18 protein-coding genes and 2 pseudogenes are annotated in these 23,395 nt (G+C 39.9%); 14 read left to right on the top strand and 6 right to left on the bottom strand.

Translation table 11 applies throughout. The features are described 5' to 3' along the window. Positions 1-98 precede the first annotated feature (98 nt). The 4 genes from asnS to D8785_RS06420 all read left to right on the top strand — a co-directional run bounded on the left by asnS (position 99) and on the right by D8785_RS06420 (position 6,645). Positions 99-1,442, top strand: a complete 1,344-nt coding sequence (asnS, locus tag D8785_RS06435) for an asparagine--tRNA ligase (protein ID WP_037616614.1) — start codon at positions 99-101, stop codon at positions 1,440-1,442. A gap of 118 nt (positions 1,443-1,560) precedes the next feature. Then, positions 1,561-2,760: an MFS transporter gene (locus tag D8785_RS06430; protein WP_125374862.1), complete on the top strand. Its 1,200-nt coding sequence runs from the start codon at positions 1,561-1,563 to the stop codon at positions 2,758-2,760. Between the two features lie 415 nt (positions 2,761-3,175). Beyond that, positions 3,176-4,912, top strand: coding sequence for an ABC transporter ATP-binding protein (locus D8785_RS06425; RefSeq protein ID WP_125374861.1), 1,737 nt, complete (start codon positions 3,176-3,178; stop codon positions 4,910-4,912). After that, positions 4,909-6,645, top strand: a complete 1,737-nt coding sequence (locus D8785_RS06420) for an ABC transporter ATP-binding protein (protein ID WP_125374860.1) — start codon at positions 4,909-4,911, stop codon at positions 6,643-6,645. The genes D8785_RS06425 and D8785_RS06420 overlap by 4 nt, the downstream gene beginning before the upstream one ends. Before the next feature lie 191 nt (positions 6,646-6,836). On the opposite strand, the gene D8785_RS06405 is transcribed toward D8785_RS06420, so the two are convergent. From D8785_RS06405 to D8785_RS06390, 3 genes are all read right to left on the bottom strand, one after another. Beyond that, on the bottom strand, positions 6,837-7,991 hold the full coding sequence (locus D8785_RS06405; protein WP_125374859.1) for an MFS transporter: 1,155 nt from the start codon (positions 7,989-7,991) through the stop codon (positions 6,837-6,839). A 306-nt stretch (positions 7,992-8,297) separates the two neighbouring features. Further along, on the bottom strand, positions 8,298-9,038 hold the full coding sequence (locus D8785_RS06395; RefSeq protein ID WP_006596259.1) for an amino acid ABC transporter ATP-binding protein: 741 nt from the start codon (positions 9,036-9,038) through the stop codon (positions 8,298-8,300). Continuing rightward, positions 9,038-11,242 (bottom strand): ABC transporter substrate-binding protein/permease, encoded by a 2,205-nt coding sequence (locus D8785_RS06390; RefSeq protein ID WP_125374858.1) that lies wholly within the window; start codon positions 11,240-11,242, stop codon positions 9,038-9,040. Before D8785_RS06390 ends, D8785_RS06395 begins: the two co-directional genes overlap by 1 nt. Before the next feature lie 261 nt (positions 11,243-11,503). Here D8785_RS06390 and D8785_RS06385 point away from each other — a divergent pair, with 261 nt between their 5' ends. Continuing rightward, positions 11,504-12,451: a CPBP family intramembrane glutamic endopeptidase gene (locus D8785_RS06385; protein ID WP_125374857.1), complete on the top strand. Its 948-nt coding sequence runs from the start codon at positions 11,504-11,506 to the stop codon at positions 12,449-12,451. Between the two features lie 109 nt (positions 12,452-12,560). On the opposite strand, the gene D8785_RS06380 is transcribed toward D8785_RS06385, so the two are convergent. Both D8785_RS06380 and D8785_RS06375 read right to left on the bottom strand, forming a co-directional pair. Continuing rightward, positions 12,561-13,634 carry a sensor histidine kinase gene (locus D8785_RS06380; protein ID WP_125374856.1) on the bottom strand — a complete coding sequence of 358 codons (1,074 nt, stop codon included), beginning with the start codon at positions 13,632-13,634 and terminating at the stop codon, positions 12,561-12,563. Then, the gene (locus D8785_RS06375) at positions 13,619-14,290 is read right to left on the bottom strand and encodes a response regulator transcription factor (protein ID WP_125374855.1); all 672 of its coding nucleotides are present in this window, start codon (positions 14,288-14,290) and stop codon (positions 13,619-13,621) included. The genes D8785_RS06380 and D8785_RS06375 overlap by 16 nt, the downstream gene beginning before the upstream one ends. 158 nt (positions 14,291-14,448) lie before the next feature. On the opposite strand from D8785_RS06375, the gene D8785_RS06370 reads away from it, so the two are divergent. The 8 genes from D8785_RS06370 to D8785_RS06335 all read left to right on the top strand — a co-directional run bounded on the left by D8785_RS06370 (position 14,449) and on the right by D8785_RS06335 (position 21,972). Continuing rightward, entirely contained in the window at positions 14,449-15,159 is a 711-nt protein-coding gene (locus D8785_RS06370; RefSeq protein WP_125374854.1) for an ABC transporter ATP-binding protein, read from the top strand. Between the two features lies 1 nt (position 15,160). Next, positions 15,161-15,970, top strand: coding sequence for a hypothetical protein (locus D8785_RS06365; RefSeq protein ID WP_023026880.1), 810 nt, complete (start codon positions 15,161-15,163; stop codon positions 15,968-15,970). Beyond that, positions 15,954-16,643, top strand: coding sequence for a hypothetical protein (locus D8785_RS06360; protein WP_125374853.1), 690 nt, complete (start codon positions 15,954-15,956; stop codon positions 16,641-16,643). Before D8785_RS06365 ends, D8785_RS06360 begins: the two co-directional genes overlap by 17 nt. Before the next feature lie 290 nt (positions 16,644-16,933). Continuing rightward, positions 16,934-18,922, top strand: coding sequence for an excinuclease ABC subunit UvrB (gene uvrB / locus D8785_RS06355; RefSeq protein WP_125374852.1), 1,989 nt, complete (start codon positions 16,934-16,936; stop codon positions 18,920-18,922). Between the two features lie 14 nt (positions 18,923-18,936). Continuing rightward, a complete protein-coding gene (locus tag D8785_RS06350; protein WP_125374851.1) occupies positions 18,937-19,434 on the top strand; it encodes a GNAT family N-acetyltransferase in 498 nt (165 codons plus the stop codon). Positions 19,435-19,527: 93 nt separating this feature from the next. Next, positions 19,528-20,151 (top strand): NAD(P)H-dependent oxidoreductase, encoded by a 624-nt coding sequence (locus D8785_RS06345; RefSeq protein WP_125374850.1) that lies wholly within the window; start codon positions 19,528-19,530, stop codon positions 20,149-20,151. A 101-nt stretch (positions 20,152-20,252) separates the two neighbouring features. Next, positions 20,253-20,606 carry a diacylglyceryl transferase gene (locus D8785_RS06340; RefSeq protein ID WP_125374849.1) on the top strand — a complete coding sequence of 118 codons (354 nt, stop codon included), beginning with the start codon at positions 20,253-20,255 and terminating at the stop codon, positions 20,604-20,606. A gap of 898 nt (positions 20,607-21,504) precedes the next feature. Then, positions 21,505-21,972, top strand: coding sequence for an 8-oxo-dGTP diphosphatase (locus D8785_RS06335; RefSeq protein ID WP_185759631.1), 468 nt, complete (start codon positions 21,505-21,507; stop codon positions 21,970-21,972). 92 nt (positions 21,973-22,064) lie between these two features. On the opposite strand, the pseudogene D8785_RS06330 reads toward D8785_RS06335, so the two are convergent. Then, positions 22,065-23,018, bottom strand: a pseudogene (locus D8785_RS06330) (DDE-type integrase/transposase/recombinase). A gap of 197 nt (positions 23,019-23,215) precedes the next feature. Here D8785_RS06330 and D8785_RS06325 point away from each other — a divergent pair. Continuing rightward, a pseudogene (locus D8785_RS06325) lies at positions 23,216-23,395 on the top strand (AAA family ATPase); the annotation flags it as partial.

Raw genomic sequence — 23,395 nt, 5'->3', positions numbered from 1 at the left:
TTTTTAGATTGTGAGAGATAGCTATCGGCTCTTATTTGTGGTAAAATGAAAGGTGACCATGTCTTCGGACAAGTACAATGAGAAAAGGAAGATGTATTATGACAAAACGGATTACCATCATCGAAGTAAAAGACTATGTCGGTCAAGAAGTGACTATCGGTGCTTGGGTGGCGAATAAATCAGGAAAAGGGAAAATTGCCTTCTTGCAATTGCGTGACGGGACTGCCTTCTTCCAAGGTGTAGCTTTCAAACCAAACTTTATCGAAAAATTTGGGGAAGAAGTGGGGCTTGAAAAATTTGATACCATCAAACGCTTGAGCCAGGAAACGTCTGTCTTTGTGACTGGGATTGTCAAAGAAGACGAGCGTTCTAAATTTGGTTATGAGCTCGATATTACAGACATTGAAGTCATCGGTGAATCTCAAGATTACCCAATCACTCCAAAAGAGCACGGAACAGACTTCTTGATGGATAACCGCCACTTGTGGTTGCGTTCACGCAAACAAGTCGCTGTTATGCAAATCCGTAACGCTATTATCTATGCAACTTATGAGTTCTTTGACAAGAACGGCTTCATGAAATTTGATAGCCCAATCCTTTCAGGAAATGCAGCTGAAGATTCTACAGAACTTTTCGAAACAGACTACTTTGGTACACCAGCATACTTGAGCCAATCTGGTCAGCTTTACCTTGAAGCTGGAGCTATGGCCCTTGGTCGCGTCTTTGACTTTGGTCCAGTATTCCGTGCAGAGAAATCTAAGACTCGCCGTCACTTGACAGAGTTCTGGATGATGGATGCGGAGTATTCATACTTGACACACGACGAGTCACTTGACTTGCAAGAAGCTTATGTTAAAGCGTTGCTTCAAGGTGTTCTAGATCGTGCTCCTCAAGCCTTGGAAACCTTGGAGCGTGATACAGAGCTCTTGAAACGCTACATTGCTGAGCCGTTCAAACGTATTACTTACGATGAAGCCATTGATCTCTTGCAAGAGCATGAGAATGACGAAGATGCTGACTACGAACATCTTGAGCATGGAGATGATTTCGGTTCACCACACGAAACTTGGATTTCAAACCACTTTGGTGTACCAACCTTTGTGATTAACTACCCAGCAGACATCAAGGCCTTCTACATGAAACCAGTTCCTGGGAACCCAGATCGCGTGCTTTGTGCAGATTTGCTTGCACCAGAAGGTTACGGAGAAATCATCGGTGGTTCAATGCGTGAGGAAGACTACGATGCCCTTGTCGCTAAGATGGAATCACTTGGTATGGATCGTACAGAATACGAATTCTACCTTGACCTTCGTAAATACGGTACCGTACCACACGGTGGATTTGGTATTGGTATTGAGCGGATGGTCACCTTCGCAGCTGGAACTAAACACATCCGTGAAGCTATTCCATTCCCACGTATGTTGCACCGTATCAAACCATAATAACTATAAAAACGCCAGTTGGCGTTTTTACTTTAAATGAAAGAGGTGGAGGAAATGTAGGCAACTCTAGGTAAGTCTTTTAGAAACAATCATCCTACATATTGAAAGAGAGAAAACAATGTTTAAAAGAACTTACAAAGGCAATATTCCACTCCTAGCAGGACTGGAATTCACATCTTATTTTGGAATCACTAGTTTTTGGATTTTATTTTTCATTCAGAATGGTCTTTCCTTACTTCAAATCGGTCTATTAGAAAGTATCTTCCATGGGACAAGTCTCTTGTGTGAGATCCCATCTGGTATGTTGGCCGATCGGTTTAGCTACAAGAACAATCTTTATTTGGCACGCTTGGCTAGTATTGTGTCTTCTATCTTGATTTTGTTTGGTCAAGGGAATTTTTGGATATATGCGATTGCGATGATGGTCAATGCTTGGTCCTACAATTTTGATTCGGGGACCAGTACGGCTTTCTTATATGATTCAGCTGTAGAAGCGGGTAAAAAGGACCATTATCTTCAGATTTCTAGCTTCTTGTCTGGTGTGGCTGAAGTCACCCGAACTTTAGGGACAGTGGTGGCAGGCTTCTTTATTCACGGAGCATTGGCTTGGACTTACTTGATTGCTATTGGCCTTTCATCGCTATCCATTCTCTTGATTTTTCTAATGAAAGAGCCAGAGAGCAAGAGTGGTGAAAGAAATCACTTAGCCTTAAAACGGATATTGGTGGTAGTGAAACAAGAATGGCAGGAGAAACCAGTCTTGTTTTACTGGATGTTCACCTTTCAGCTGGTAGGAACCATCATGTGTATGTTTTATTTTTACTACCAACAGAAAATAAGTGACCTAGCCAGTTGGCAAGTATCGCTCATCATGCTTGTTGGTAGTCTCTTAAATCTTCTAGCGGTTTATCTGGCTAGTCAAATCGGAAAAAAATGGAATAGCAATCAAGTCTTTCCAATTTTAGTTGCACTGACAGGTCTGGCCTTGTTTTTGGTAGGTTTGAAGACTCCATTGGCCTATCTGAGTGTTTATCTTCTAACCAATGCCCTATACGCGGTTTATCAACCCATTTACTACAATGATTTACAAGGCTATTTACCATCTAGTGTTCGAGCAACCATGCTTAGTATCAATTCGATGATGTTTAGTCTATCCATGATCGTTATCTTCCCACTGACTGGTTGGTTTATCGATACTTGTGGATTTGTAGCTGTTTTTCTTGGGCTAGGACTTATAACACTTATCACTTTCCCTCTCTTACTGATGGGACTAGGAAAAATGGGCAATATTTTAAATAAGGGGACAAAGATGGAATAATATTCCTAACCTTCATTTGTCTAAACAAGATTAAATGGGACAAGAACTAAACGAATTTTCTATGTGTTTAGAAGAATAAGATTGAAGACAAAGTCATCTTAGAAACTTTCCTTAGGCGAGAACGGACGTCAGCGAACTTCTATGAAGTTCCATGACTAATTATTGAGCCTGAGGTCTCAATAATTCCGAGTGCTAGAAACAATATTGTTTCTAGCACTTTTCTCACGGCGGAAAGTTTCAGTAGATGACTGAATAACCCTAACCAATAAAGTTATTTATCTTTATTGAAGTTAATAGATTTTTATAAATGAGCACTTGTCTACGTTTACACTCTCTCTGCTTTGCAGGGAGATTTTTTTTATCTTTAAAAATTATGGTAAAATAAGTTAATCCTATAGAAAGACAAACGAGTAGTATGAAAGACTTATTGAAATACTTCAGGAATTATAAAAAAGAAACCATACTGGGACCGTTTTTCAAGTTGTTGGAAGCAATCTTTGAATTACTGGTTCCACTTTTAATTGCTCATCTTGTCGATCAGCTGATTCCTCGTCAAGACCAAGCTGGAATGCTTGGGGTGGTTGGTCTCTTATTTGTTTTTGCTGGTTTTGGCGTTCTTGTAGCGATAACGGCCCAATATTATTCATCAAAGGCAGCCGTTGGTTATACTAAGGAATTGACCAATGATTTGTATGAGAAAATTCTCAGCTTGTCTAAGGAGCAGAGGGATCGCCTAACCACCTCAAGCCTCGTGACGCGACTAACCAGTGATACCTATCAAATTCAAACAGGGATTAATCTATTTTTACGTCTATTTCTCCGAGCGCCGATTGTCGTTTTTGGCTCTATTTTTATGGCTTTTACCATTAGTCCACAACTGACCTTGTGGTTTATTGGAATGGTTGCCCTATTGACCCTGATCATTGTCGTTATGTCGCGTGTGGTTAATCCTCTTTATGCACGCATCAAGAAGATAACGGACCGAATGGTTACAATCACGCGTCAGCAGTTACAAGGGATGAGGGTTATCCGAGCTTTTGGACAGGTAGCTCATGAAGAAGCAGAGTTTTATGAGGTCAACCAAGACTATACCAACTGGCAATTAATAGTATCCAAATGGTCTAGTTTGATTAGTCCTCTAACCTTCTTAGTCGTGAATGGAACCTTGATTTGTATTCTTTGGCAGGGACAAGCCTCCATTCAAATGGGAACGCTTAGCCAAGGAATGTTGGTCGCCTTGGTCAATTACTTGCTTCAAATCTTAACAGAATTATTGAAGTTAGCCATGTTGGTGACCTCACTCAACCAAAGCTATATTGCTGCTGGGCGGATTGTCCAAGTCTTTGATGAGAAAAGTGAAGATCTGGATCAAGAGTTGGATGAGGTAGCTGCTTCAAATCCTCAACTGGCTCTCCAGATCCAAGATTTAATCTTTACCTATCCTTTAGCGGCAAAACCGTCCTTAGAAGGTATTCATTTATCATTAAAAAAGGGACAAACCTTGGGAATCATTGGGGGGACAGGGTCTGGGAAATCTACCCTGGTTCAATTGCTAGGACATCTTTATGACCCGAGTCAAGGAAGTCTAACCATTTTTAAAGATGGACAGAGCCCAAAGACTCTTGGTCAGTGGCGTAACTGGGTGGCAGTGGTTCCTCAAAATGCAGAGCTTTTTAAAGGTAGCATTCGTTCGAACCTAACACTGGGATTAACTAAAGAACCAAGTGAGGAGCAGTTGTGGTGGGCCTTAGAAGTTGCCCAAGCAGCTGATTTTGTCTGTGAGAAAGAAGGAGGACTAGAGGCTCCCGTAGAAGCTTTTGGAAGGAATTTTTCCGGTGGTCAACGGCAACGTCTGACCATTGCTCGTGCTGTCCTTCGTCAAGCTCCATTTTTAGTGTTAGATGATTCCACTTCAGCTTTGGACTATTTGACAGAAGCACGACTTTTACAGGCTCTAAAAGAGGAGTTGTCGAAGACAAGTCTCATCCTCATCTCGCAGCGGACCAATAGTCTCCGTAGTGCTGAGCAAATTCTCGTCTTAGACAAAGGTAAACAGGTCGGCTTAGGCAGTCATGAAGACCTGGTGTCAACGAATCCTTTATACCAAGAGATTCATTTCTCCCAACAGAAGAAAGAGGAGGGGACAGAATGAAACAGAAGACTTATTTACGGCGCTTACTTGCGGATATAGCCAGACAGCCCATTTGGCTTATCTTGGCCAGTCTAGGAACCATTTTACAAGTCTTGTTAACCGTCTATATCCCCATTCTGATTGGTCGAGCAGTGGACATAGTGGTGCTCCCTGATGCTAGTCATCTCTTGTTGCCGCTTATCCTTCAAATGGGTCTAGTGATCCTCTTTGCAAGTCTCATTCAATGGTTGAATCCCTTGGTTTACAATCAGCTGATCTATCGCTATAGTAAGTCCTTGAGGGAGAAGGTGATCCGGAAAGTTCATGTCCTTCCTCTATCTTACCTGGACCGTCAAGGAACTGGAGATTTGGTCAGTCGTTTGACCACTGATGTTGAACAACTTAATAATGGTTTATTGATGGTCTTTAATCAGTTCTTTGTTGGTCTTTTAACCATCCTAGTGACCATCGCTAGTATGGCCCGATTGGATTTGATGATGATGGGTATGGTCTTGATTTTGACCCCCTTATCTCTATTTATCGCTCGTTTTATTGCCAAGCGGTCCTACCATCTCTTTCGGATGCAGACCCAGGCGCGTGGTTCTCAGACCCAGATGATTGAAGAATCTCTCAGTCAAGAAAGCTTGCTTCAAGCCTTCAATGCCCAAAACCAGTTTAAAGACAAGTTTATTGAAATCAATGGCGACTATGCTGGTTATTCTCAAGAGGCGATTTTTTATTCCTCTACCGTTAATCCTGCGACACGCTTTGTTAATGCCCTGATCTATGCCCTTGTGACGGGATTTGGTGCCTTCCGTATCCTATCGGGTACTGGCTTCACTGTTGGCCAGTTGGTGACCTTCCTCAACTATGTCAATCAGTACACCAAACCCTTTAATGACATCTCCTCTGTCCTTGCTGAATTGCAAAGCGCCCTAGCTTGTGCGGAACGTCTCTATAGTGTATTGGTCCAAGAGGAAGTGAAAGAAAGTGGAAAAAGAGACTTGCAAGAAGAGGCTGTCGAAGGAGCTGTCCAATTTGATCATGTCAGCTTTGGGTATCGATCTGACCAGCCCCTCATAAAGGATCTCTCCATTTCCATCCCGCCGGCTAGTAAGGTAGCCATTGTTGGGCCAACAGGTGCTGGGAAATCAACCATGATTAATCTTCTCATGCGATTTTATGATGTAGATCAGGGTCGCTTGCTCTTAGATCAAGAAGCTGTAGATACCTATAGCCTAGCAAGCTACCGCAAGCAGTTTGGAATGGTCCTACAAGAGACTTGGCTCAAAGTGGGAACGGTTCATGAAAATATAGCATTTGGTCGACCAGATGCTAGTCGGGAAGACGTGATTCAAGCAGCTAAGGCTGCCAATGCTGATTTCTTTATTCAACAACTTCCAGATGGCTATGATACCTATCTAGCTGATGCGGGAGATTCCTTATCTCAAGGACAAAGACAGCTTCTGACCATTGCTCGGGTCTTTCTTGCAGTGCCTAAGATTCTGATATTAGATGAGGCAACGTCTTCCATTGATACGCGGACAGAGTTGCTCATTCAGGATGCCTTTAATAAGTTAATGGTAGGGCGGACCAGCTTTGTAATCGCCCATCGCCTGTCCACCATTGAAAAGGCAGACCTCATCCTGGTTATGGTGGATGGAAATATCGTCGAACATGGAAATCATAGGGAGTTGATGGCGCTAAAAGGTGTCTATTACCAGATGCAAACTGCTCAACTTTCGAATCAGTAAGACAAAAAAGAGAGTGGGACAGAAATCGGTAATTCGTTAGAATTCGATTTCGTCGTCCCACCTCCGCACAGTTGAGTAGGGCTGTAAAAGCTGATAAAATCAGCGTAGTAGAGCCCACTCAACCACTGCGTCTTGCTCGACAATCCAAAGACAATTGAGAGGCTAGGACTTTTGTCCCAGCCTCTTTTTGCTTATTCATGATGATCTTTTAATAGATAGAGAAGAGAGAAGGCGAGAAGTGCCATAGCAATACCTAATACAGTAAAGATAAAAGCGTTGCTGTCGGAGATGAGACCGATGGTATTGAGGGCGAAAGGTGTAATGGCCGCTCCAAAGCTACAACCCAAGACTGCTACAGAGGTCACCTGGTTTAATCGTTTGGCAGGAATCTTGGCTGACAAGATTTGGAAGACCATGGTGAGAGCAGTGCTATAAGTATAGCCAGAGAAAAGGGCGGAAATAGCTAGGAGAGGAATGCTTGGAGAAAGGGCTACAGCCATCATTGAGAATCCGTAAGCAATGCCAGCATAAGTTATCAATTTGCTCTTAAACAAATGAACAAGCCCAGAGAAGGTGAGACCAGCTAGAATTCCAATCAATTGCATAGCACTTAGGATAAAGCTGGCTGAGTTGTGCTGATCCTTGAAAGTGTAAGCGACAATACTTGGGATGCGAAGAGTTACTCCAACATTACATAGGACAATCATAGCAGCAACAATAGCCAAGATAATGGTTAATTTCCATTCTTCTTTTTGGAGTGGTTCTTCATGTTTGGCTTGTGTATGCTGGCTTTCTTCTTGCTGGTGGTAAGGGACACAGGCCATGAAGAGAAACAGAACGATTAATCCAGCCCCGTAGGCTAAAAAGCTAGAAGTCCAGCCGAATTGGAGGAGGAAGCCAACCAATAAAGTGACCAGGGCTGTCCCTACGACTTCAGCAGAACCACGAAATCCGAGAGTTTGGATCCGTTCACGTCCCTGGTAGCGTTCGCTGATAATAGAGATAGCTTTTGCGTTGATCAAACCGACCCCCATCCCAAAAATGAAACGAGAAATGAAAAGAATAGGATAGGCTTGGTTAAAGAAAGGAACCATGCCAAATAATGAGAGAATCAAGAGTCCTGTAATAATCATCTTCCTCTCATCCAAGTAGCGTTCGATAATGGTGTTTAGGAAGAGGGTGACCATAATCCCTGCGGATGGAAGAGATACCAAGAGTTCGATTTGACTTTTGGGGAGATCCTTATAGTATTCGAACATATAAGGAAGAGCGCTAGAAATCGAAAAAGACGTCGTTAATACAAGAGATAAAGAAAGGATACTAACCTTTTCTAATAATTTTTTCATAATCATCCTTCAGTCACATATTTGGTCAAAAGACACTCTACTATGGTATAGTTTTTTGCTTCATTTAGCAAGTTATTTAAATGAAATTTCTTAATATTTTTTATATTTTGAAGAAGAAAAAGAGAGTGGGACAGAAATCGGTAATTCGTTAGAATTCGATTTCGTCGTCCCACCTCNGCACAGTTGAGTAGGGCTGTAAAAGCTGATGAAATTAGCGTAGTAGAGGCCACTCAACCACTGCGTCTTGTTCGACAAACCAAAGACAATTAAGAGGCTAGGACTTTTGTCCCAGCCTCTTAATTTCTATTAAACGTTTAAGACTTTATCCAAGAATTCTTTCAATCGTGGGTGTTGTGGGTTATCAAAGATTTGGTCTGGTTTCCCGTCTTCGAGGAATTCCCCATCGGCGGTAAAGATGACACGATTGGCCACTTGGCGGGCAAATCCCATCTCATGGGTGACGATAATCATGGTCATCCCTTGCTTAGCCAAGTCTTTCATAACGTTCAGTACATCCCCGACCATCTCGGGGTCAAGGGCAGAGGTTGGTTCGTCAAAGAGCATGACATCTGGCTTCATTGCCAAACCACGCGCAATGGCTACCCGCTGTTTTTGACCACCGGAGAGGCTATCAGGGGAAACATCTGCTTTGTCCGCAAGTCCAACCTTTTCTAAGAGTTCCATTGCTAGTTCTCTAGCTTCTTCACGACTCATCCGTTTGTGCTCTACGGGAGCGAACATGATGTTTTCGATGACACTCATATGAGGGAAGAGGTTGAAGTGCTGGAAGACCATCCCGACATTTTCACGAACGATATCAATATTAGTTTTAGGATCAGTAAGGTCATAGCCGTTCACGGTAATTTGTCCCTTGGTTACTTCTTCAAGAAGATTGAGACTGCGTAGGAAGGTAGACTTACCAGAACCAGATGGTCCGATAATACAAACCACATCTCCTTCGTAGAATTTTGTTGAGATGCCTTTTAGGACCTCATTTTCACCGTAGTATTTGTGGAGGTCATGGACATCAATTTTTAATTTAGCCATTAGTTAGCCCTCTTTTCTAATTGTTTTGCAAAGCGTGTTAATAAGGTAATGATGACCAGGTAGAAGACTGCAAGGATAGCATACATCTTGAAACTTTGGTAGTTTCGAGCGATGATAATCTTACCAGTCTGGAAGAGCTCGACCAAACCGATAGCTGACACGATGGTCGTATCTTTTAGTGCAATGACAAATTGGTTGACAAAGTTTGGAAGCATGAGTTTAGTGGCTTGAGGTAAGATGATTTTGCGCATGGTCTTGCCGTAAGTGATTCCGAGGCTTCGACTGGCTTCCATCTGACCAGCAGGAACCGCTTGAATACCTCCACGAACAATCTCAGCTATATAAGCAGCAGCATTGAGGGAGAGAGCGATGGTACCTGCAAGGAAGTCATTGATTGGGGATTGGTGGCCAGTCATGGACTCGATCAAATTAGGAATTCCCCAGAAGATAAAGGCAGCGAGGATCATTAGTGGAATACCGCGGATGACATCGACAAAGATCTCAGCAGTCCAACGAAGCCATTTATAGGGACTAACACTAAACATTCCAAAGATGATCCCAATCACCATCGCGATCGCGAAGGATAGAAGGGCTAGTGCAATAGTGACACCTAATCCACTTAACAATTGTTTGTAGTTGTTTTGGAGCAAGCCCCAGATAGTTGTCTCATCTACTGAAGTAGATTCTGTGGTTGATTCGCTATCGCTTGAAAGGTACTTATCCAAGATCTTTTGGTATTCGCCACTTTCTTTTAAGTTGGCCAAGCCGTTGTTAAACATTTCAATCAATTCAGGGTTGGAATCTTTTTGAACAGCAAAGGCAATTTGCCCACTTGGAGTTCCTTCGATAGGCGTTTTAAATTTACGTCCTTGTTTGATGGCGTATTTAATAACCGGTTCGTCATCCATGATGGCAGCTACAGAACCAGAGTTTAAGCTGTCGTACATAGAAGCACCATCTGAGAAGGTTTTGATCTTATAGCCATACTTGCTCTTGTTTTCCTCGAGGAAGGTTTGAGAAGCTGTACCATTTTTGACACCGACTATTTTGCCTTTTAGGTCTTCGTAAGAAGAAATCTTACTACTGTCTTGAACAGCTAGGATCGAATTAGTTGTGTAGTAAGGATCTGAGAAGTCGAAAGTCGCCTTACGTGCATCTGTAACGGTCATCCCAGCAATCATTCCATCGGCATTACCATTCTGAACATCACTGACGGCAGCATCAAAACCAGGGTTGCTAATTTCTAGTGTAAAGCCTTGGTCTTTGGCGATTGCCTTAATCAATTCCATATCGATCCCAGTGTATTTGCTTTGATCGTTTTGGAAGACGAAGGGAGCAAAGGAGGAATCACTTGAAATTTTGTAAGTTTTCTTCTTAGGAGTGGCCTTTTGACCTGCTTCTGTAGTTGTCTCTGGAACAGCAGTAGTGCTAGCGGTAGTTGTTGCTGTAGATGATGATTGGCTGCTACCAGTCCATTTTTCAATAATTTGATCTAGCGTACCATCTTTCTTCATTTGGGCAAGAGCAGTATTGAACTGTTTGATGAGTTTTTCGTGAGAACCACCTTTTTTGACCCCAAAGGCAAAGCTTCCGACAGCTTCTCCTTCCATATTAATAGAAAGGTCTTGTCCTTGCTTAATAGCATATTCGATAACAGGTTGGTCATCCATAATAGCATCCACTGCACCGGTTGATAAACTGTTATTCATCAAATCACTGGTATCGAAGATCTTGATAGTATATCCGTACTTGTCCTTGTTCTTTTGAAGGAAACGTTGGGCTGCTGTTCCATTTTTGACTCCGACTGTTTTGCCTTTAAGTTGATCATAGGAAGTGGTTTTATTAGCTTTCTTAGTTGCGATCACGACTTTTGTATCATAGTAGGTATCGGACATAGCAAAGACTTGTTCACGTTCCTTGGTTTTGGTCATCCCTGCCATAATAGCATCGGCTTGGCCAGATTGAACCATGTTGACGGCCGCATCAAAGCCTGGGAAAGACTTTTCTAAGGTCCAGCCGTTGATTTCAGCGACCTTATCCAAGATTTCAACGTCAATTCCTTTATAAATTTGGTCTGAGTCTTTGAATTCGAAGGGCGCATATGCCGTATCGAAAACGACTTTTACAGTTTCAGCCTGTGCTGGACTCGCAAAGGCGAATAGTGGAAATAAGAAAAGCAAACATGCTACTAGTTTTTTCTTCATTTCGTTCTCCTTTATATCTAATCCACTGGTCTCGAGAAGAGCAATGGAAGGGATACCCAAAAGGGCTCAAAAAAATAAAGAATTCATACTGAAAACGAGTATGAATTTCATCATTTATTTTTTACAAGAACTATTATATCATAAATCAATCTTAAAAACAAGAATCTTCACCACTTCATGTTAGGTTTTCTAACATATATTGGTGTTGCAGTCCCAGGTTTTCTTTGTTACAATGGATCTATTAAATAATGGAGGTTACTGATGAAGAAAGGAAAGATTATTCAGGATATAAAAACTAACACGTCCATATCAGCATTTGTTTCTACGCTATTTTATGTCTTTTTAACCTTCCTCTTTGTTGAAGGTGGGCTTTGGTTTGGGAGTGAGTTTGTAGGACCATTTTCTCTAGTCATAGAGTTTTTAACAGAGCTCTTTTCACCAGGTAATGGAGGAGCAAGTGTTCAAGAGTTCTTTTACCATTATATCCTCTATTATCAGCTCTTCAGTTTTGTATTTATTCTGTTACTCTTTATTTTTTGGGTGAAGTTCATTGAGAAGAATCCTTTATCGTCTCTAGGTTTTGTAAAAAAGAACTGGCTCAAATATCTTGGCTGGGGGATTTTGCTTTCCCTTCTTCAAATGGGAGTGATTGCCCTTGTCTACCAAGTAAGTGGAATCGGGTCTTTTGAGCTAAATGAATTAAGTTTAGAACCCATCCTCTTTATTCTAGGGTTATTTCCATTTTGGCTCCTTCAAGGAGGAACGGAAGAAGTAGCGACACGGGGTTGGCTCCTCACTCGGATTGCAGCAAGAGCGAATCTTCCCTTAGCGATCGCGATTTCTAGTAGTCTCTTTGGCTTTCTCCATCTGGGAAATTCAGGAGTGACCTTCTTATCCGTAGTGAATATTGTTCTTGATGGGGTACTAGCTGGTCTGCTCCTTATCTACACCGATAGCATCTGGCTGGTGGTCGCCCAACACGGGACTTGGAACTATGTACAAGGAAATCTTCTTGGTTTTCAAGTCAGTGGGACGGGGGCAGATGCCTCAATACTTAGCTTTACCATGGGATCAGGATCTGACTGGCTGACCGGAGGGGCATTTGGTGCAGAAGGATCGATCATCACCACTTTTGTTCTTCTATTGTCTATAGTGATCGTTTATCGCTTAGGGGAAAGAAGGGAGAGAGTTATTAAAGAACAAATGTGAAATGGCTGATAGGACATGATGATAAAAACAAAGACAGGCTCTTGAGCCTGTTTTTTTATCAATTATAAATAAAGAAAAGCCGAACACATATTGCTGAGTTCGGCTTGTTCTATATAATGGGAATAATTAGCTTGACTTGTGCACCATTATTAATATTTTCTAAATGCATCGTTCCATTATGAAGTTTCATGACGCGTTTCACGAAAGATAAACCAAGTCCATAGTGACTTTCTTGAGAGGGTGTTCTTGCTTGGTCATCTTTATAGAAAAGATTTCCAGCATGTTCTAATATATTTTTTGAAAAACTTGATTGGTTATTCCATATAGTTAGAAATAATTGACTATTTTCTTGTGAAATTGTTAGGTGGATTTGTGCATCATTTTCTTTTTGATGTTGTACAGCATTATTAATAATATTTGTGATGGCTCGGAAAAATAGATTGGAATGAATTGCAATTTGTGTCGATGGGGTTACTGTATTTGAAAAAACAAAATGTGTATTTCTGGGGAGTAAAGGAGTGATATGTTCTTTTAATTGATGAGTTACTTGTTTAATTGATATGTTTTCAAGTTGGATATCATGGTCGTAAAAGGTTTTGGAGTATTGGATAAAGTGATTAAAATAATCGTTTAACTGAATACTTGCTTGCTCAAGATCTTTTAGACATTCCATTGCTTGAGGTGTTTGCTCGGTGGATTGTAAGAATTCAGCATTTCCTCTGATGACAGTTAGAGGGCTACGAAGGTCATGTGCGGCGCTAGATACTTGAAACATGAGTTCTTTTTTTTGATCTTTTTCATTTTGAATTCTATGTTTTATATCAGATTGCATTTTTTCGATCAGATCATTTGTTTCAATAAATTCTTTAATCTGTAAAGGCGGATTGTCATTTTTGTTGAAATATAGACTGCTATGATAAACCATGTTCATTTCTTTTTGAATCTTGGTTAATAATTGTCTAATATTGATTACAATGATAACAATTAAAATGATGCAAAGATAAATCCAAGAACTGACGCTAAAAAATAAAGCAAAGCGATTGGCATTTTTCTCATTAATTCCAGATACAGAAGATAGAAGAGCTGGAACTATGTAAAAAAGTATCAAACATAGAAGAAATTGCCAAATGATTGTAAGGTAGGTACGCTTAATGAGTTGCTTGATTGTCAATTCTTTTGCCATTTGTATCCTCCTCCCCATACTGTTTTGATTGGATCGATTTGATGAATTTTAAATTTTTGTCTAATTTGATAGATGTATTCGGTGATTGACCGTAGTTGAGCATCAGAGCTTACAGGATAAAGATAATTGTAAAGTTCTTCTATGCTAAATACTCTGTTTTCATTTTTGGCTAAAAGATAAAGTAAATCAAACTCTCGCTTAGTTAGCGATATTCTCTTTGATTGATAATAAACTTCTTGACGATCTCGATAAAAAGTTATATCTGCATTCATTTCTTCTTTAGAGGAATCGTGAGATCTTTCTTCTCTACGAAGATGCATTTGAATTCTTGCAATCAATTCTTTAATGCTGAATGGTTTTGTGATGTAATCATCGGCTCCGGCTTGTATTCCTTTTAGTAAATCTTCTTCAAAATCTTTAGCGGTGAGAAATAGGATTGGAGTAGTAATTTGAGAACGAATGGAACGACAAATTTCTAAACCAGAAATAGGCATCATGACGTCAAGTAAAATTAGATCGAATCCAGTAAAGTCACAGATATTAATCTCCTCTATATTCTTACGAGTTTCGACATCAAAGTTGTTCACTTTTAATGTATTTGCTATTAATCGTAAGATTTTTTCATCATCGTCAATGGCTAAAATTTTATATCTCATAGTTCCTCCAATTATATGAGCATATTATAGCAAATATAGAATGCAATTTGTTGAAAATGAAAAAAATAATTATTCTGAGAATTTCCTGATTTTCTCCTGTTATACTGGCTCCAAGTGAAGGTGAAATTTCACTAAAAGTCAGAAAGGAAATATAATGAATGATAACAATTCAAAATCTACATAAGGAATATAATAACAAAATTGTCCTTCAAAACGTGTCTTTCAAAGCTAAGAAAGGTGAGATTACTGGATTGATTGGACCGAATGGATCTGGAAAATCAACTTTAATTAGAATTTTACTTGGTTTAGAAAATAGTCAAATGGGGATGGCATTGATCGATGGCAAAAAATACTCTCAATTGGGAGATAATCCTTTTGGTATTGTTGGATCATTCCTCGACAGTTGCCAACCTTACCCAACAAGAACAGGATTCCAGCATCTTCGGTGGATTGGATTAGCATGTGGCGTTGATAGAAATAGGTGCAAGGAATGCTTAGAGTTGGTGGGGTTAAGTGAAGCTAAACATAAAAAAGTAAAAGACTATTCATTAGGAATGAAGCAACGTCTTGGTTTAGCAACAGCCTTATTAGCAAATCCTGATATCTTAATTTTAGATGAACCAATCAATGGACTAGATCCAGAGGGTATACGCTGGGTACGCAATTTTTTAAAATCTTTTGTCAATGAAGGTAAAACTGTCTTAATGACAAGTCATTATATGAGTGAGTTAGAATTAACTGTAGATCATTTGGTTGGTATTTCTAATGGAAAAATTGTTCTTGATGCTCCTACAAAAGATATTTTGAAACAGTTTGGATCTTTTGAGGAAGCATATTTTAAAGCGCTCGAAGGGAAAGAGGGTGAATAATATGTTAAAGCGTTCCTTTTTTAGTGATCTCTATAAATATAGTAGTTTACCTACTTTTAAATTCACTTCTCTTCTTATTTTGGGAGTCAGCATATTTTTTACAATTCAAAATATCCAGGTGATAAATGCCTTAGTAGAAGGAAATGGCCAAGCAGTTAACCTTGATCCGTCTATGTTATCGTCGAATCCAGTCTATACAGTCAGGGATGCCCTCTTATCCTCACCGTACCAAGCAAGTGTTATTTTTTTACCAATCTTGGTTTCCCTTGTCTATTCAACCCATTACCAATTTGGTGATGATAATTTTACTCAGTTATTGATTCCTAACTGGAAAGTTGGTCTTACTGGTTTTATTGCTAGTTCGATTGTCCTATCGTTACTTTCCACTTTAATCTTATCTATAGTAAATGCTGTTCTTTTACTCATTTTTCTAGATTCAACTTTAAAGAACTATTTAGAATTTACAATGTTTTTAGATGTCACGATAAGAGTTATGATATTTGCGATTGTTCTCACTTTATTAGCTATATTTTTAATAAGACTAACAAAAAAATCAATGTCTTCATTAATTGCAATCGTTTTATTATTAGTCATCACTTTGTCAGGTATTTTAAGAGGAATTTCCTCGAAATTAGAGAATCTATTGCCTTTGATTGGAGCAAAATCATTTGCTTTTGGCAGAATTGAAGGGACTCAAACGAGTCAATTGTATGGATTTACTCTTTTAGTGGTTGAAGGGATCTTGTTCTTGGTATTAATAATTGTTGTAGAAAAGATTCGAATGGGGAGGAAGAATGGCAAGTCTATTTAGAAGTCTTATCGTCAAAAAATATAGTTTAAAACCCGTAAAGTACCAGATAGCCATACAGTCTCTTTTAATAGGTTTTGTGTGTCTATTGAGTGTGTTACCAGTTGCAATTAATGGTGCAATTGTAGAATTATCTTTAAAGCAAGCTCTTGTTTTTGCATCAATGCTTTCTGTTGGTATTGGATGTGTTAATGCATTTGTTGAGTTACAATCACACGAAACAAAACTAGTTTACTTGGTAAGTGGAAAAAGGATCTTAAGTTCAATTAGGATCCTATTCATAGAGTTGTTTGATGTATTACTACAATCAACCTTAAATTACATTGTACTGCTTATATGGTTTCATTTTTTTAGGAGCGAAAATGGTGTCAGTTTAGAAATTTTCTGTTTCTTTTTGATTGGCTCCATCCAATACTTTTTGATTTCTTACTTTTTAAGTTATTTTTTCAAAAGTCCAATGGGAAGTTTAGCTATTTTGTTGCTATTACCTATTTTGGTACAACCATTCATAGAAAGAGTAATGGAACCATTGACTAGTTACCTATTTTATAATATTGTTGCGGATACAATATTAGGGAGAACTTCCTATCTGCAACTCTGTACTTACGTTATTGGATTTGTGTGTTCACTTGGAGCAACTCTCTACCTCTTGGTAAGGAATCAAGAAGTTAAGTAATAAATAAAAATGATACTGATGAGCAAACCTTGCTAATTTTGTAAATCAATAACATTGATGTTTATTACGTATTTCATGGTTTTAGAATAAAAGACAAGACTTTCGAAGTAATTGCGAGAGTCTTGTTTAGTTTTCATGCTAAAGTGTGTCCAATTAATGGTGTTGTAATTCGGACATATCCCGATTTAACGTATCATTTTGTAACATGTTGTCTTCCATCTTCATTCCTCATCTCAGAGAATTCTAGTGATTTATGGTAAAATAAGGTCTATATATGTGAGGACAAAGAGATGATTAATCGAATTACAGATAACAAATTTAAACTTGTATCCAAATACCAACCGTCTGGAGATCAACCGCAGGCCATCGAGCAGTTGGTAGATAACATCGAGGGAGGCGAGAAGGCCCAAATCTTGATGGGGGCAACTGGTACGGGGAAGACCTATACCATGAGCCAGGTCATTGCTCAGGTCAATAAACCGACCCTAGTCATCGCACACAATAAAACGCTAGCTGGTCAGCTCTATGGGGAGTTCAAGGAATTTTTCCCAGAGAATGCTGTCGAGTATTTCGTCTCTTACTACGATTACTACCAGCCTGAAGCTTATGTGCCATCGAGCGATACCTACATCGAAAAAGATAGCTCGGTCAATGATGAGATTGACAAGCTTCGTCACTCAGCAACCTCAGCACTCTTAGAGCGCAACGACGTCATTGTAGTTGCGTCTGTTTCATGTATCTATGGGTTGGGTTCTCCCAAAGAATACTCGGATAGCGTAGTGAGCCTGCGTCCAGGTCTGGAAATCTCTCGTGATAAATTGCTGAACGACTTGGTGGATATCCAGTTTGAGCGCAATGACATCGACTTTCAACGGGGGAAATTCCGTGTCCGTGGGGATGTGGTGGAGATTTTCCCAGCCTCTCGTGATGAGCATGCCTTTCGAGTTGAATTTTTCGGGGATGAGATTGACCGCATCCGTGAGGTTGAAGCTCTAACAGGTCAAGTTCTCGGAGAAGTGGACCACTTGGCGATTTTCCCAGCTACTCACTTTGTGACCAATGACGACCATATGGAAGTGGCCATTGCCAAGATTCAGGCTGAATTAGAAGAGCAGTTAAAGGTCTTTGAAAAAGAAGGCAAGCTCTTGGAAGCCCAACGCCTGAAGCAACGGACCGAGTACGATATTGAAATGTTGCGAGAGATGGGCTACACCAATGGGGTGGAGAACTACTCCCGTCACATGGATGGACGGAGTGAAGGAGAGCCGCCGTACACCCTTCTGGACTTCTTTCCAGAAGATTTCCTCATCATGATTGACGAAAGCCACATGACCATGGGACAGATCAAGGGTATGTACAATGGAGACCGATCGCGCAAGGAGATGCTGGTCAATTATGGCTTCCGTTTGCCGTCTGCCTTGGATAACCGGCCTCTGCGTCGTGAGGAGTTTGAAAGCCATGTCCATCAGATCGTCTATGTGTCAGCGACACCAGGTGACTACGAGATGGAACAAACCGATACCGTGATCGAGCAGATCATTCGTCCGACCGGCCTCCTGGATCCCGAGGTGGAAGTACGCCCAACCATGGGACAAATGGACGATCTCTTGGGTGAGATCAACGCGCGTGTGGAACGTGGAGAGCGGACCTTTGTCACGACCCTGACCAAGAAGATGGCAGAAGACTTGACCGACTACTTCAAGGAAATGGGTGTCAAGGTCAAATACATGCACTCGGACATTAAGACCTTGGAGCGGACAGAAATTATCCGTGATTTGCGTTTGGGAGTTTTTGATGTCTTGGTTGGTATCAACCTTCTTCGCGAAGGGATTGACGTACCTGAAGTCAGTCTGGTAGCCATTCTAGACGCGGACAAGGAAGGTTTCCTCCGTAATGAACGTGGTCTGATCCAGACCATTGGTCGTGCAGCTCGTAATAGTGAGGGTCACGTCATCATGTATGCGGACACCATGACCCAGTCTATGCAAAAAGCCATCGATGAAACAGCTCGTCGTCGTCAGATTCAGATGGCCTATAATGAAGAGCATGGTATTGTACCACAAACCATCAAGAAGGAAATCCGTGACCTGATTTCTGTTACCAAGGCTGTGGCCAAGGAAGAAGACAAGGAAGTGGATATCACCAGCCTCAACCGCCAAGAGCGCAAGGAACTGGTCAAGAAACTGCAAGGTCAAATGCAAGAAGCCGTCGAAGTGCTTGATTTCGAATTGGCAGCGCAAATCCGCGATATGATGTTAGAAGTCAAGGCTTTGGATTAGGTGGGATAAAACGAATGAAGATTATCATTAAAGCAATGGAAACACCGGAAGAGATAGAAGGCAAGTCCCTCGTTCATTGGCAAACGTGGAGAGAGGCTTATGACGACCTTTTGCCTGCAGAATTTCAGGAGACAATGACATTAGATAGATGTCGTTTCTTTAGTCAAAACTATCCAGAAAATACCTTGATTGCGATGGATGGAAAGAAGGTAGTTGGTTTTATCAGTTATGGAAACTTTCGTGATGAGGCTGTTCAAGCTGGTGAAATTATTGCTTTATATGTCTTAAAAGACTATTATGGAAAAGGTATTGCTCAGAAGTTAATGAAGGAAGCTTTGAGGACTCTTGATCATTTCTCTGAAATTTATTTATGGGTATTGAAAGATAATAAGCGAGCCATTGCTTTCTATCAAAAAATGGGTTTTACTTTTGATGGCCAAGAAAAAATACTTGAACTTGGAAAACCTGTTAAGGAATTGCGGATGATATGTTCTTCAAATAAAAATTCCTAAAGGACGTATCTATCAATCTTTGAGCCATTATCAATTAATCAAGTATAGAGAGTGAAAGAAATAGAACAAAAAAAGACTTGAGGGAGAATACGAATGAAGATTTTAGTCATCCATGGGCACCCTGATAAGGAAAGTTACTGCCAAGCGATTTTTCAAACAATTGTAAGCAATTTGGACACAAGTCATCATGAGATTAATACTATTAGTCTCAATGAAGAAGATTTTGATCCTGTTTTACGTTATGGTTATCGAAAACGAATGGAGGAAGATCCCTTTATCCTTCGTTCTCAAGAATTGATCCAGTGGGCGGATCACCTGATCTTTGTCTATCCCATCTGGTGGAGTAGTATGCCTAGCCTCCTGAAAGGTTGGATTGATCGGGTCTTTACACCGGGGATTGCCTACTCAGCCAATGATCAGGGTAGCTTTATCTGGAATTATCTCAGAGGCAAACAATTCAAGAAGTTGCTTAAAGGGAAAACAGCCAGTATTTATGCGACTTCCATGGCCCCTACCTGGTGGTACAAGATTTTCTCAGGCCCTCTCAATATCCCTGATAGTTACGGCATTTCTGTTTTGAAAAATGCAGTCCTGAACCATTGTGGAATTAAAACCAAGCGTGTCTGTATTTTGGGAGAAGTCGGCCGGGATGTGAATACAGCTAGCGTCCGTGAACAGCATCTCCAAAAGGTAGCAGTAGAAGTGAAGAAACTCTGATGAAAAGTCAGTTTCTTCTTATAAGTTAGTGTCTTTAGTTGTGTTTTGAATAGGATTTAGTTAAACTATCAATATAATATAAAAAATAGGGATGATCCAATATGTTGCTATTTATCTATATAATCTATGTCATTTCTTCAATTTCAAAAATGAAAAGAGAAGGTCAAAGGGTTTCTATTTTTACTTATTTGATTGTTTACGGCCTATTGATTCTCTCTTTGTTTATGTTCTATTTCAGATTTTTGGCATTTTTATTTAGCCCTTTGCCATTTTTCGGCTTTCTAGCGGATCTGGCTATTGGCGGTATGATGCTATCGCTTAAAATGGTTATTGCTCTTGCTTTGCTTTTGTTATCTCTTAGCCTATACTTAGATAGCAAAAAAAGTGATCCAGAAGCGCCTCTCGTTGATCATTGGATACGATTGGGTGTTCATATTCTATTGATCATTATTTAAGGCAAGAACTCCACTTTCAAGCCTGAATGTGGATTTTTTGTCCCTTGAGATTTGCAACCCACCAGAAATGGAAGTAAAAAATCTCAAATGAAGGTATCCATTCAATGCACATTGACCTAGTTATGGATTCGCTTTATAATAGGATTAGTTATAGCATTTCTCTATAAGGAGTCTTCTCTATGCTTAAGCAGTTAAATGGTTTTAAAAAGTTTTATTTATTCTCTTTAGTTTTTTTCGTCATTGAATTACTATTAGTAGTTTTTGGTCTATCCTTTATTCCGATTCTCTGCAGTTTATGGTTTGACTCTCTGGTCTTCGTATTATTTTGCCATTTTTGGACCAACTTTTATAAAAAGAGAGGAACGGAATCGAGTCATGTTTTCTCATTGATTTTTAGTTTTATTTTGCTTTTGTTTTTGGGTTCATGTTAAACATGTCAATATCTATGTCACCTAATACAATAATCCCACCAATTTATCACAACGCAAGAATGGAAGGGAACTACGTGATTATTGATCACGGCTCTTACGAACATGGCATTGGCTTATGGAGTGTCTATAGATCTGTGTATCATAAGCTAGTTAATCCTTTCATCATGGAGTTGTAATGCCTTTCGCTATGAATCTGGTACTAGAGTATTTGGGAAAAGTAGAAATGAAGACGGTATTTTATTCTCATTTCTTATTTTCAACTATCTTATTTGCATGTACAAGTTCCGGTTAATACAGTTAATGGCAACCAATAGAGAGTATTTTTTAAACTTTCGCTGTTGTTTTCCCTTAAGGGACAGTAGCATGCCGAAAAATCAAAGCAAAGGTATAAAGGAGTTTCAATCCCTTTATTATGAAAAAAGATAAGATAGAGACAGATTAAAAATATAATGAGAAGAAAGGTTTCTATGTCACGCGCAACATCTACCATTCTAACAAATCTATGTCTGATTGAAGACTGTACATCGAATAAGGTGGTCCTCCAATACCGGTCACCTGAAAAAAATCACTGGTCCGGCTATGCTTTTCCAGGAGGCCACATTGAAGAAAGTGAGAGTCTGGTTGAGTCTGTCATCCGAGAGATTAAAGAAGAAACCGGCCTAACGATCTCCAATCCCCAGCTAGCAGCTGTGAAAAACTGGCAGTTGGAGGATGGAACTCGCTATATTGTCTTTTGCTACAAAGCAACAGAATTCACCGGCCAGCTAAGATCGTCTGAAGAAGGAGAAGTTTCTTGGGTTGAGAAGGACCAATTAGAAAAGTTGGACTTATCCTACGACATGCTTCCTCTGCTGGAAGTGATGGAAGACCCAGACCTATCCGAGTACTACTATCGCAAACGGACAGACGATGGTTGGGATAAATTTCGCTATTAAGGAGTTGGGTTCCACCAGCTCTTTTCTTTGTACCTTTGTCAATGATGTGAGACCATAAATGTTATTTTGAAGTAACTATTTGGTGAGCTTTACTAGGAGCTAGCTCCTAGTAAAGATTTTCTGTTATCGATAGGAGATTTCCATCCTAAAGTTTGCATAGGGAGTTGTTTGGAGCGATAAAGATATGTTTTCATCTGCTTGATGAGATCGTCATAAGAGAAGAAAGTAAGGTGTTGGTAGAAACGTCGATTGTCATTTCTATGACTGCGTTCAACCTTGCCATTATGCCTTGGTGTTCGAGGACGAATCAGCTTGCGTTCAATGCCAAGTTCTTGACAAAGTAGATCAAGTGGGTGAACTTGTTTAGTCTCTTTGAAATGAGTGAACTCGAAGCAATTATCTGTTTGAATGATTTTTGGTTTATAGCCAAAGTGTTTGATAGCCATTTTGAGAAATTGAATCGTTGAGTGGGACGATTGCTCTTTGAAAGGGAAGATAAAACGTTCTCGGCTGGCCTCATCAATGACAGTATACTGGTAGAACTTGTCAGGTAGTTTACCTGTGTAGCAGTGAGTCGGTACGTATTTGACATCCATCTGCCACTTGATACCGAGTTTAGTCGGAGTGTCATATGGTTTCGGTACATAAGGCTTCTGCTTTGTTTTAGAGGATTGGAAGAAGTCCAGTTTTCTCAAGATTCTAAAGAGTGAGCAAGGATGCCTATTGTATCCCTTATTGTTTTTTGAGCTTGTAAAAGATTTCGATGAGAGTTGCCGTTGGATTTCTTTTGATGCAGTTTTTAATCCAGGTTATCTCTTGCTTGGTATGAGCTTTTGGATGCGGTGTTAGAGGGCGATGAGAGCGGTCTTTCAGAGATTCTTTGTGCCGTCGAATCGGTTGTTCCAGCGCATGAGAGAGGATTTTGAGACCTTGTAGCGTTGTCAGATGAAGGCGACAGAGGCACCATTTCGGTAGGTTTTAACAGCGTGGTACCGTGTCTCTAGAGTATGTGGTAGATAGCGAAGATTTTGTGATATACTAGTCATGAGAAGATTCCTTTTTGGTGAGTGGTGGTACTCTTATCATATCAGGGAATCTTCTTTTTGACTTCTAGAAGTCTCACATCTATTGTAACGCTACAATTCCAATTTTAATATATTGGGTTCATGTCTTGCACTTAATGAAAATTTATCGTATAATCAAATTATCCGTAATTTTTTTACGGTAAAAAGGAGGTGCTGAAATGTTACAAAAATTTACAGTAAAAGGCTTTAAAAATTTTGAAACAAAAATTGAATTTGACTTAAAATCTGGAAATTATTCGTTTAATAACAGCGTAGTAAAAAATAATATTCTTAGAACTGCAGTAATATATGGAGATAACGCCTCAGGAAAATCTAATCTAGGTTTAGCTATTATGGAC

Source organism: Streptococcus australis, assembly GCF_003943615.1.
Lineage (GTDB): Bacteria > Bacillota > Bacilli > Lactobacillales > Streptococcaceae > Streptococcus > Streptococcus australis_C.
This window is presented reverse-complemented; position numbering and strand designations above follow the sequence as displayed.